This window comes from Flavobacterium sp. LPB0248 (assembly GCF_013388355.1).
Classification (GTDB): Bacteria; Bacteroidota; Bacteroidia; order Flavobacteriales; family Flavobacteriaceae; genus Flavobacterium.
Window position 1 is genome coordinate 601,976 of the sequence record NZ_CP058246.1, and the last position, 12,763, is coordinate 614,738.

The window sequence follows — 12,763 nt, forward strand, 5'->3', positions numbered from 1 at the left end:
TTTTAGCGATCCATTCTAACGATCTTTGGCGTGAAAGTTCCTAAGACTTCAACAAGCTCAGTTTGGTTTGCCATTACTTTTGTAATGTCTTTATATGCCATTGGTGCTTCATCAATATTTCCTCCAATCAAGGTTACATCATTTGCTTTCAAAACCTTTTTAATTTCACTTTGTGTAAATGTACTTTTACATTTCGCTCTTGAAAACAAACGTCCCGCACCATGCGAAGCAGAATTCAAACTTTCAGAATTTCCTTTTCCTTTCACAATAAAACCATGAGCAGTCATTGAGCCAGGAATAATTCCTAATTGTCCCTCTCCCGCTGGCGTCGCTCCTTTTCTATGTACAATACATTCCTGACCGTTTACGATTTCTTTCCAAGCAAAATTGTGGTGATTTTCAATCGTTACTACCACTCTTTTTCCAATCGCTTTGGCAACTCTTCTGTGAATATCATCATGGCAAGCTTTTGCATATTCTCCGGCTAAATTCATTGCCAGCCAATATTCCTGACCGTCATGCGTATTTAAATCTAACCAAGCCAAATGCTGCACATTTTTTGGCAACGGACATTGTTTTGTTGCCAAATAAGTATAATGTTTCGCAATATTTGCACCTAATCCGCGAGAGCCACTGTGCGACAAAACGGCAAAATATTCGCCTTTTTCCAATTTCCATTCGTTCTCTGGATTCTCAATTTTAGCAATTCCAAATTCCACAAAATGGTTTCCTCCGCCTGAAGTTCCTAATTGTTTATAGGCTTTTGGCAAAAGATTTTTCAACAATGGAATATCTTGAAATCCACTATTGTAAAATACCTCATGATCTACTCTAGAAGTATGAGTTTCATACATTCCAAACTTTGTATTGTCTTTTAAAATCGCTTCCAATTGATGTTCTTTTCCTTTAAAATGAGAAGCTGGCAAATCAAAAATCGAAAGACTCATTCGGCATCCAATGTCAACACCAACTCCATAAGGAATCACAGCGTTATCAGTCGCCAAAACTCCCCCAATTGGCAATCCGTAACCTGAATGTGCATCTGGCATTAAAGCTCCTGCAACAGAAATTGGCAGTTTCAATGAATCATACAATTGAAATTTTGCCTGTTCATCTATTTCATTTTCTCCAAAAATTTTAAAAGGTGCTCTTGTATTTTTAAGCTGATGCATTCTTACCTGAACTGGTTTAATTAAGCCTTCTGCTACTTTCCCCCAAGTTCCGTTTCCTTCATATTTTTCAGGATGCAATAAAACGTCTTTTGCTTCTGTTAGAATAGATTCTTTTTTTTCTCTTTTTCTATATCTATTTATCTGCCCTAAGGCAATGTTTATTGAATTGTTCTTTGGAAAACCTAATTTAATTAGGTCTTTTCCAGATAATTTATTTCCCATGATTTATATCATTTCATCTATATATTGCTGATACAATACATTTAGACTTTTATTTTTAATTGGACTTATCTCTTTTGGGTTTTCCTTTTCATAGTAACTCCATTTACGAGAACTGCCATGTATTAATCTGTTTGTTTTACCTCTAAGATTATGATTAACAATATAATTTTCAATCACTTGAATTTCACTTTCTAAATCCGAATCAACCATTTTTGTATGTGTTATCATATAAGGGCTAACACGAAGCACATATCGCCACGGCTCATTAAATACATAATGAATTTTGTATCGTTTACAATTGCCACACCAGCGCTCTCTTTTATAAAAATGTGCTTTTTCTTTTTCAGTTAATTCTAGTTTTGAACTTTTCCATTCCCACTCTGAAAACTCTTTTACAGTTTGGAATTTCTCCACATAAACGTGTTTTCTTTTCCTTTTTTTCTTTCTCTCAAAAGATTTTTCTGGAGAAAACTGCCATGTATTTATTTTTTCCAATAATTCCTTGTAGAATGAAGCTTCACTTGATCTGGCAATGTCATCTCTTAATTTAAAGTTGCGTTGCCAACCTTTTTGATACGGAACTTCTAAAGAAACTAATGGTAAGTCTTTACGTTTTCTCCAAAGTTCAACTTCAAGTTTTCTTAACTGAATTAAATGCTTTTCAAAATCTTCTTTTACTAATCTTTTTTTTCTTCTTTTGCTTTTAAAACGAGTACACAAAGCATACTCATCTACAGCATAATTTTCCATAAAAATTTATTATGCATTAAATTAATAGCCAAACTTGGCTAACCATCTTATCCAAAAGGATAAATTTAAAATCGTTTTTTCGGGAAAATTTTGAAGTGTCTAGAATAAAAAAAGCCCGAAACTTATTGTCTTCGGGCTTTTTTATATATCTAAAAATGTATTTCTAAGATTGAAATAAGCCACGAAGAATCACTTCACCAAATCTATTTGGAGTGAAGCTCTGAGATGTCGATGTAAGTACAAACATTTTTTCTTCGTTTTAAAGGGTTATTATTTTTTTCGTCTGCAAATATTCAGAATTGTTTTTTGATTTTCCAAATTATTTTAAAGAAAATTCTTTAAAATAATTAAACCATATATTTTAAGCCCTTAACAAAACATATTATCTACCTGATAACTAAAGATCTAAATTAACTTTAATTAGAAAAAATATAACAAGATAAATTTTCAAATTATAACATTTTTTCAAGCTATTTGTCATTTTGGACGAAGGAGAAATCTCCGCATCGAATTTCACCAATCTTTACCGAGTTACTCGCGAAGATTTCTCCTTCGTCGAAATGACAAGATTATGTCAAATTGCGATTAAATAATTTTTACGCATAAAAAAAGCCCTGATTTCTCAGGGCTTATATTTTTTTAGTGAATTTCAATTATTCAGAAACTTTGCTTTTTACAACTAATCTGAAACCTTCACCGTGAATGTTCAAGATTTCAACATCTTCATCAGCTTTTAGGTATTTTCTCAATTTAGCGATGTAAACGTCCATACTTCTTGATGTGAAGTAGTTGTCATCTCTCCAAATTTTAGTTAACGCTAATTCTCTCGGCATTAAATCATTTTCATGAAGAATTAACATTTTAAGCAATTCATTCTCTTTTGGAGATAATTTAATCGGTTCCTCATCTTGGAAAGTAAGGAATCTCAATTTTGAATTTAAGTGGAATTTACCAATATTAAACTCAAACTGTACTTGTTCTGCTTTTGTATCTGCTGATTTTCTTTGAATGATTGCTTTAATTTTCATTAAAAGAACTTCAGAATCAAAAGGTTTATTTAAATAGTCATCAGCACCAGCTTTGTAACCTTTTAACACATCTTCTTTCATAGATTTTGCTGTTAAAAAGATAATTGGCACTTCACTGTTCTTCTCTCTAATTTCTTTGGCCAAAGTGTAACCATCTTTATAAGGCATCATTACATCAAGAATACATAAATCATATACATCTTTCTTGAATTTCTCGAAACCTTCCATACCGTTTTTAGCTAAAGTAACTTCAAAGTCATTTAACATTAGATAATCTTTAAGAACCGCCCCAAAATTTAGGTCATCTTCTACTAAAAGTATTCTTTTGTTAGTATTTTCCATATTTTAATTTATTAATGGTATTTTTATTATAAAGGTGCTACCTTTTCCTTTTTCGCTTTCTACATATACTTGACCATTGTGATCCTCTACTATTCTTTTTACATAAGCCAATCCTAAACCGTGCCCTTTTACATTGTGAAGATCTCCGGTATGTTCTCTATAAAACTTCTCAAAAACTCGTTTTTGAGCTATCTTACTCATTCCTAGACCATGATCTTTTACTTTTATCAGAATCATGTCTTTTACATTTTCTGTAAAAATTTCAATCTTTGGTGTATCAGGAGAATATTTTATTGCATTTTCTAAAATATTAACCAATACGTTTGTAAAATGAACTTCGTTAATTAGAACCGTTGTTCTGGCTGCATTGTAATGTTTTTCGACAGTTCCTTGTCTGTCTTCTAAAATTAGATTAACATGCTCAATTGCATCATCTATTATATCTGTAACTACTGTAGGCTCTTTTGTAATATCAAGCTCCCTTTTTTCGAGTTTAGAAATACGCAATACATTTTCTACCTGAGCGTGCATTCTTTTGTTTTCATCCCTAATCATTTGAAGATAACGATAAACTTTTTCTTTATCTTCAATAACCTTAGGACTTCTAATAGCATCTAAAGCTAGATTTATTGTAGCGATCGGAGTCTTAAACTCATGCGTCATATTATTAATGAAGTCTGTCTTGATTTCAGAAATATGTTTCTGACGCAATAACTGATTTAATGCACTCGTGTATGCTACAATTATAATTAATGTAAAAACTATCGATAAAATAGTAATACTTAGTAATTCGGATAATAAGAACTTCTTTTTATGAGGAAATGTAACTGAAAGTTCATATTTACTATTTCCTTCATTATCTGTATAGATTGGAATACTATAAGTGGCTTCTTTATCATAATGAAATCCGTCAGATTTTATCTTAGTCGGATTGCCGCCGCTGTATATCCCGAATTCAAATTTGGTCTTTACACCATATTCTTCAAGCTCTTTCTTCAATAATTTATTAAGCTTTTCTTTTGTTATCCTACCTTCAATTGGAGTCAAAGAAGCAATGTCTTTATATTGAATTTGCTGCTGAACTTTATTTAATATATCTAAACTTCCTGATTTTTCAATTTTAAGGTCAGGAATAATACTTTGCCCTAAGCTATTATTATCAATTCCATTGTTATTATTATAAACTTCAGTTACTCTTCTTGAACTAAAGTTTTTAAAACGTTCACTGCTGAATTTTTTGTTAAAAACCGATCCATTAATATCATAATCTTCAGAAGTCAATGTATTGGAATAAACAATTGTTTTATTCGTTTTAGTATTTCTCTGAACGTAAAATACTTGTAATAAATCTTCTTTTTTTGGAATTTTACCCGTACTGTCTTTAATACGGTTGTATTTGTCGTAGAAACTGTACTCTTCTTGTTGCTCCAGCTTATCTGCAACATTTCCAATTACTTGAGTAACGTGGTATTTAAACTGCTCTTCATTATTTTTGAACGAAGAATTGAACCAAAACACTTGTACCAGAATTATCCCTATTAAGGACAGACTCATCAATAAAACAAGTATTCTAAAAAATAATTTATTCATCGAAACAAAATTAATATTTTAACAATATACTAAATAATACATTAACCAAATATTAACATTTAAGACTGTTTTTGTTTTATATTTAAAATTTTAAGAATTTTAACAACTTCTTCTTTAGCTTTTTTAAGATTATTGTTATTAATCACGAAATTGCTCTTAGAAATTCGTTTTTCATCATTCCACTGCATTTTCATTCTACTTAAAACTTGTTCTCTCGTGGTTTTATCTCGTTTTATAACTCGTTCAATTCTCATCTCTTCTGGAGCTGTAACGGTTATAATTACGTCGCATTCTTTGTAACGGCCACTTTCAAATAGAATAGCCGCTTCATAAATCACATAATCATAATCTTCATGCTTTTTCAACCAAGCTTCAAAATCCAGTTTTACAGCTGGATGAACAATAGCATTTAATTTTGCCAATTGTTCTTTATCATTAAAAACAACCTGTGCTAATTTGGCACGATTTAAAACTTCACCATCAAAAATGTTGCCACCAAAAGTAGATTTTACTTCTTCAAGGATATTTTTTGACTGCATTACTCTTTTTGCACCGTCATCAGCAATATAAACAGGAACGCCCATTTCTTCAAAATAGTTTGCTACAGTGGTTTTACCGCTGCCAATTCCTCCTGTAAGACCAATAACTTTTGTCATTCCTATAATTTAAAAAACATACGTGGAAAAGCTTCCTGCGGTTTCTTCTTTAGTAAAATCACTTTTACATATGACTTTAAAAATCCAGTTCCGTAACCATAAAATTGTTTCCACACAGCTATTACAGATAGATACCCAATTTTAATGCTTTTGTTTTGAATACTAGCTGTAAGAAAAATTATAACGAAATATACGAAATATAATTGTAATAAAATATCGATATTGAAAATTAACAATAAAAAAGCTAATAATAATCCTAGTATAAAAAGGGTCGGAAAGAAAAAAGTAAGCTTATTATGTTCTGGATACCAACTGTTTAAAATTGGCCTTGCAATACCAAATTTATTAACCTGAATGGAGAATTTTTCCCAGTCAATTCTTCTTTTATGGTATACGTAAGCCTCTTTAAACAGCCTAGTTTCAAATCCGAGATTCCATAAACGAATAGATAAATCCGGATCTTCTCCTGGGTGAATATTCCCAAAACCTTTTGAAGCTTCAAAAGCTTTCTTAGAAATTCCCATGTTAAAGCTGCGAGGCTGAAACTTGTTAATTTTCTCAGAGCCGCCTCTAATTCCTCCTGTTGTGAGAAATGAAGTCATAGCAAAATTGATAGCTTTTTGAATATCAGAAAAACTATCGAGCGCTTTATCTGGCCCTCCAAAACAATCCACATAATTTGCATCTAATTCTTTACGGACTTCTGTCAAATATTGTGAAGGAATAATACAATCTGAATCAAAAATGATAAAATAATCACCTCTGGCTCTCTGCATCCCGAAATTTCTAGAATCGCCTGGACCAGAATTCTCTTTGAAGTAATATGATATATTTAATTTTCCTTGATAATTCATCACCACATCTCGACATGGAATTGAAGATCCATCTTCGACAAGAACAATTTCAAAAGCTTCATTATAATCAGATTTTGAGAGACTTTCTAAAAGCTCATCAACTTCATCTGGACGATTATACACGGGTATAATTAAAGAAAAAATCATAGCAGAATGCGCGTTATTAAAGGGTATATTTTTATTGTTTCAAAATTTTAACAAAGATATGGTATATTCACAAAAAAACCATCAACTTTTGGCTGATGGTTTTTCGTTTACTAGTAGTAAAATATGTTATTTGATACTTTCAATCTCAACAACTTCGTTTGTATCTGCGTTGTAATCAACACCAGGCACTTCAAATCCGAATAAATTTAAGAAATCACTTCTATATCCTGCTAAATCTCCAATTTCAGGCAATGTTTCTGTTGTAGCTTCTAACCACAATTTAGCCACTTTTTCCTGAACATCTTCACGCATTTCCCAATCATCAATTCTGATTCTTCCTTTTTCATCAACAGGAACTTCAGAACCATTGTATAATCTGTCTTGGAATAAACGCTGGATTTGCTCAATACAACCTTCATGAATTCCTTCTTCTTTCATAATTTTATATAAAAGAGAAATATATAGAGGAATTACTGGAATTGCAGAACTTGCTTGAGTAACTAAAGCTTTATTTACAGAAACATAAGCTTTTCCTCCTATAGATTCTAAAGAATCTGAAATAGTAAACGCTGTAGCTTCTAAATGATCTTTTGCACGACCGATAGTTCCTTTACGGTAAACCGCTTCTGTTAATGATGGTCCGATATAAGAATAAGCAACTGTTGTAGCACCTTCAGCTAATAAATTTTCAGCTTTCAAAGCATCAATCCACATTGCCCAGTCTTCTCCCCCCATAACAGCAACAGTATTTTCAATATCTTCCTCATTTGCTGGAGCGATTGAAACATCTGAAACTTTTCCTGTGTGAAAATCAACTGTTTTATTTGTAAATGTTTGTCCGATCGGTTTTAAAACTGAACGGTGTGTAACACCTGTATTTGGATTAGTTCTTACTGGAGAAGCTAAACTATAAATTATAAGATCTACTTGTCCTAAATCTGCTTTGATTAAATCAAGAGTTTCTCTTTTAATTTCGTTTGAAAATGCATCTCCATTGATACTTTTTGCATATAAACCTGCTTTATGAGCCTCTTTTTCAAATGCTGCAGAATTATACCATCCTGGAGAAGCTGTTTTTCCTTCAACTGGTGGTTTTTCAAAAAATACACCAATTGTAGATGCACCAGAACCAAAAGCACTAGTAATTCTTGAAGCTAATCCAAAACCTGTAGAAGCACCAATAACTAAAACTTTTTTAGCACCAGCGATTTCTCCTTTAGATTTTACGTACTCGATTTGATTTTTTACATTTTGTTCAGCTCCCGTTGGATGGGCAGTCAAACAAATAAATCCTCTCATTCTAGGTTCTATAATCATATTCTTTATTTTTCTATTTTAATTTGTTTTTTTTCAAAAGAGCTTCTAAAACTATTTTATAATTTTTTGAATGTTTTCACGTACTGTCAAAATATCAACATCTTTTTCTTTACATTCAATTTTATTGCCGTTGTATTTCTCGATTAAAAGATTCAAATCTTCGCAATTTCTAATAAAATTAGTTTCTTTTTTATCCACATCAAAAACAACACCTTTTAACCTATTCAAGTTTGCTCCTATTGTTCCTCCAACTGCTCCTCCACTACCATAAGCAAACGCTTTTGACCAAGAATTTGCAAACAACCCTTCTAGATAGAAAAACTTTCCATCGTTCATAACTCTATGATAAGAATTCGGATTATCTCCATCTTGATTTTTATCTTCTTTTACAGAAAATTTATGAAAATATCTTTGCTGTATGTAAAGACTGCCATTATAGCTAACAGCAAAAAAATCAGTGATTTTCGCATCATTTCTTGTCCAAGCAAAAAAGACTTGATCCGCAAGAAATGTTCTATCAAGAGTTTTGTAACCCACTACCGTTTTTCTTATTATCCCATCTCCCATGTTGATTGCGTTTTTTTCTATAAAATCTTCATAGGTTCTGTAAACGCCTTCTGGAAAATCTTTTGCTATATAGGATTTGGTTTCCCCATTATTAGCCCCAGCTACTTCATTTGCAATCTGATCTTGCGCGCTAATCTTGCTAACAAATAGGCAAAGAAAAAATAAAACATGTATTTTTTTAATCATATTTCCTCCTGTTTATACTAATTTGGTTAGTGGCAAATATAATTTAATTATTTAATTTAATAATTCTTTTGCATGATTTAATGCCGAATCAGAGATGTTTGCACCTGACAACATTTGGGCTATTTCTGTAACTCTTTCGTTATGAGATAAAAGTTTTAATTCAGACTGCGTATCGTCTCCAATTGTAGATTTAGAAACTTTAAAATGAGAATCTCCTTTTGCCGCAATTTGAGGTAAATGTGTTATGGCAAAAATCTGCATTGTATTACTCATTTCTTTCATGATCTCTCCCATTCTAATTGCAATTTCCCCCGAAACGCCTGTATCAATTTCGTCAAAAATTAATGTTGGCAATTTAGAGTATTTAGCCAAAATTGCTTTTACAGCAAGCATAATACGAGACATCTCTCCTCCCGAGGCTACTTTTTTCAGTAGGCCAAAATCGGTTCCTTTATTTGCAGAAAATAAGAATTGTAATTCGTCTTTTCCGTTTTGAAAATACGTTTCCGAAGGCAATAATTCCATATTAAAACGAGCATTTGGCATTCCTAATGTTTCTAAAATTGAAACTAACTGTTCTGATAATCTCGGAATTGCTTTTACTCTATTTTCATGGATTTTTGATGCGAAATTATCCAACTCAGTTGCTTTTTCTTCTATAATATTAGACAAAGAAGCAATTTCCTCATCCATATTATCCAACTCTAATAAAGAATTACCCAAATCTGATTGAATCTGAAGAAGTTCATCTACAGAGCTTGCCTGGTGCTTTTTCTGTAAATTATAAATCAATTGTAATTTTTGATTTATAAGTTCCAACTGCACTGGATCATTTAACAATTTTTCAGAGCAATTCTGCAATTCTTTAGAAACGTCATCAAATTCTATCGTTAAGCTTGTAATTCTCTCGAATAAATTTTGATATTCTGATGAAAACGGAGCAACTTTTTGTAATGCATTTTTAATTTCATTCAAATTATGAAAAACACCAAACTGCTCTTCATTTGCAATTGACAATGATTTATCTAGAGATTCTTTAATAATCTCAACATTATTCAGTTTTTCGTAGTCCTCTTCTAATTCTTCTTGTTCACCAGATTTTAATTGCGCCGAAACTAATTCATTCAGCAAAAATGTATGATATTCCTGCTCCTTACCTGCATCACTCTGCTTTTTAAGCAACGCATTTAACTTCGCTTTATCTGCTTTATAAGATTTTAATTTTTTTTGATATTCAGCAATTATTTCTGCATTATTAGCAATAGCATCAATAATTTTAAATTGCACATTTTCATCTGACAATTCTTGTGTTTGTTGCTGCGAATGAATATCAATTAAGTACAAGCTTAAATCTTGCAATTCCTGAAGATTTACAGGACTGTCATTTATAAAAGCACGAGATTTACCAGAAGGTAAAATTTCACGTCTAATAATCGTTTCGTCTTCATAATCTAAATCATTGGCTTCAAAAAAGTCTTTCAGATTATACTTTCCAATTTCAAACTGTGCTTCAATAACGCATTTTTCTTCTTTATTTTTTAGCGAAGTAAGGTCGGCCCTTTTGCCTAGAACAAGACCAATAGCTCCTAAAATGATTGACTTTCCTGCACCTGTCTCACCTGTAATTATAGAAAAACCTTTAGAAAAATCAATGGCTAGTTTTTCAATAAGAGCATAATTTTTAATTGACAGCGATGTAATCATAGGGCAATTTTGTAAAAATGAGAGTTAAAGAGTTTTAAGTGGATTATAAAAACGAGATTAATATTTAATCTGTGACCATTTAGTAGAGTTTAATGGAGAAACCTTATTTAAGACATCTGTTAAATCTGTAATTGGAATACTTGGTCCGCCAGAAAAAATAGAGACAATTTCGTCTGATTTTGCATCAAAGAAAACTCGGGTAATAAAAGCATTTGGCTTCACCGAATTTAATTTTCCAATTAACAGCAAAGCATTTTTTATTTTCTCTTTTGCTGCTTTCTGATCCATGGTCATGGCATCCAATCCTGTATGATAAGCATAAGTTGTCTGACGTAAATCGCTATAAGTTGGCGCAATCATATCATTAATCAAATAATACCGATTTTGAAGTCCATCAGATTGATTCCAACCTTTAAAACCACCTTGCTGCGCAACATTTGCAATATTTTGAGCCGTTTGAAGATATGGATTTCCTGCGCCCATTTGAAAAGTATCGGCGTCCATACCTAAAATCATATAACAGTAAAAAGACACAACAGAAACTAAATTTGAGTCGTAAGTATTTGGGTTAAACAACAATGGCTCGTATTCTGTATATCTGAAGTTAAAATCTTTATCGTTGTAATTTAAAACGGGAGAAGAATAAGTAGAATTAAAAATCAATCTGGAAGACTGAACTTGGATTGTTCCTGTAAACTGATCTGAACTATTTGATGATAAAGTAATATACATCGAACAGTTTATTCTTTCGTTTTGTTTTAAAACAGATCCCGTCCAGTCTGTTTTATTTACAAATTCAGACAAAGAAGTTTGAAGCGTTTTAAAAACCTGATTATTTGGATTTGTTAGCCGTTCTGTATTAATAGTTACTGTACAATTTAGCTGTTGAGCTTGTACAAAACCAAAGCTTAAAAATACTAATAGAGTAACTATTTTATTCATAATCGTCTAGATATTTAATTTTATAAAACACAAATCGTTTCCAATTTATGTTTTCGGCGTATATTCTAAATTTATGATTTTGAAAAATGCAGAATAACTTTATTCAAAATATCAGCCGCTACAGATTCTTTTGATTTCAATTCCATTGGTTCTATTTCAAAATTTTTATCAATAAAAGTTACTTTATTGGTATCTTTTTTAAAACCGGCACCTTTATCTTGTAAGGAATTTAAAACAATCAAATCTAAGTTTTTTTTCTGAATTTTCAACTTAGCATTTTCAATTTCATTTTCAGTCTCTAATGCAAAACCAATTAAAAACTGATTTTTTTTGATAGCCCCCAAAGAAGACAATATATCTTTTGTCTTTTCCAATTCGATCGAAAACTCTTCAGTATTTTTCTTAATCTTTTGATCTGCGACAAATTTAGGTCTATAATCTGCTACAGCTGCAGCTGCGATTGCTGCATCAACTTCATTAAAATACAGATGACAGGCATCGTACATTTCTTGAGCCGAAACAACATCAACCACTTTTATCAAACTATTTTTAGCCTTAAAATGAGTCGGACCTGCAATTAAAAACACTTCTGCTCCTAAGTTTGCCGCTTCATTAGCAATATCAAACCCCATTTTTCCAGAAGAATGATTTCCAATAAAACGCACGGGATCTATAGCTTCGTATGTCGGGCCGGCCGTAACAAGTATTTTTTTTCCTTTTAAAGGCAGTTTGCTCTCCAAATCGGCTTCTAAAAAAGCAACGATATTTTCAGGTTCAGCCATTCGGCCTTCTCCCGACAAACCACTTGCCAATTCTCCGCTTTCAGCAGGAATCATAATATTTCCATACTGCTTTAACGCAGCAAAACTCGATAAAGTCGAAGGATGTCTATACATATCCAAGTCCATTGCAGGCGCAAAATAGACTGGACATTTTGCTGATAAATATGCCGCAATTAGAAGATTATCACAGTTTCCTGTTGCCATTTTAGATAAAGTATTGGCAGTAGCAGGCGCAACCAACATTAAATCGGCCCAAAGTCCTAATTCAACGTGATTGTTCCAAACTTGATCTTCATCATCTTGATTAAAGAAACTTGAATGTACTGGATTTTTTGATAAGGTTGATAATGTAAGTGGGGTTACAAAATCCTTAGAAGCAGGTGTCATGATCACTTGGACATGTGCACCTGCTTTTATAAAAAGTCGTACTAAAGTAGCTGTTTTATAGGCTGCAATTCCACCGGAAACACCCAGTAAAATCTTTTTCCCGTTTAAAACTGACAT

11 protein-coding genes are annotated in these 12,763 nt (G+C 32.0%); all 11 read right to left on the bottom strand.

What is annotated here, in order from left to right; genetic code table 11:
• Positions 1-2: 2 nt before the first annotated feature.
• Positions 3-1,394, bottom strand: coding sequence for an RtcB family protein (locus LPB248_RS02325; RefSeq protein WP_177209999.1), 1,392 nt, complete (start codon positions 1,392-1,394; stop codon positions 3-5).
• A 3-nt stretch (positions 1,395-1,397) separates the two neighbouring features.
• The gene (locus tag LPB248_RS02330) at positions 1,398-2,144 is read right to left on the bottom strand and encodes a hypothetical protein (RefSeq protein WP_177210000.1); all 747 of its coding nucleotides are present in this window, start codon (positions 2,142-2,144) and stop codon (positions 1,398-1,400) included.
• A 653-nt stretch (positions 2,145-2,797) separates the two neighbouring features.
• Entirely contained in the window at positions 2,798-3,514 is a 717-nt protein-coding gene (locus LPB248_RS02335; RefSeq protein ID WP_008463080.1) for a response regulator transcription factor, read from the bottom strand.
• 3 nt (positions 3,515-3,517) lie between these two features.
• Positions 3,518-5,104, bottom strand: coding sequence for a sensor histidine kinase (locus LPB248_RS02340; protein ID WP_177210001.1), 1,587 nt, complete (start codon positions 5,102-5,104; stop codon positions 3,518-3,520).
• 59 nt (positions 5,105-5,163) lie between these two features.
• Complete coding sequence (coaE, locus tag LPB248_RS02345; RefSeq protein WP_177210002.1) at positions 5,164-5,760, bottom strand: dephospho-CoA kinase; 597 nt, start codon at positions 5,758-5,760, stop codon at positions 5,164-5,166.
• A gap of 2 nt (positions 5,761-5,762) precedes the next feature.
• Complete coding sequence (locus LPB248_RS02350; RefSeq protein WP_177210003.1) at positions 5,763-6,761, bottom strand: glycosyltransferase; 999 nt, start codon at positions 6,759-6,761, stop codon at positions 5,763-5,765.
• A 126-nt stretch (positions 6,762-6,887) separates the two neighbouring features.
• The gene (gene fabV, locus LPB248_RS02355; RefSeq protein ID WP_177210004.1) at positions 6,888-8,078 is read right to left on the bottom strand and encodes an enoyl-ACP reductase FabV; all 1,191 of its coding nucleotides are present in this window, start codon (positions 8,076-8,078) and stop codon (positions 6,888-6,890) included.
• 51 nt (positions 8,079-8,129) lie between these two features.
• On the bottom strand, positions 8,130-8,831 hold the full coding sequence (locus tag LPB248_RS02360) for a hypothetical protein (RefSeq protein WP_177210005.1): 702 nt from the start codon (positions 8,829-8,831) through the stop codon (positions 8,130-8,132).
• Between the two features lie 51 nt (positions 8,832-8,882).
• Positions 8,883-10,535, bottom strand: coding sequence for a DNA repair protein RecN (recN, locus tag LPB248_RS02365; protein ID WP_177210006.1), 1,653 nt, complete (start codon positions 10,533-10,535; stop codon positions 8,883-8,885).
• Between the two features lie 57 nt (positions 10,536-10,592).
• Entirely contained in the window at positions 10,593-11,477 is an 885-nt protein-coding gene (locus LPB248_RS02370) for a DUF4835 family protein (protein WP_177210007.1), read from the bottom strand.
• A gap of 71 nt (positions 11,478-11,548) precedes the next feature.
• Positions 11,549-12,763, bottom strand: a complete 1,215-nt coding sequence (coaBC, locus tag LPB248_RS02375; protein WP_177210008.1) for a bifunctional phosphopantothenoylcysteine decarboxylase/phosphopantothenate--cysteine ligase CoaBC — start codon at positions 12,761-12,763, stop codon at positions 11,549-11,551.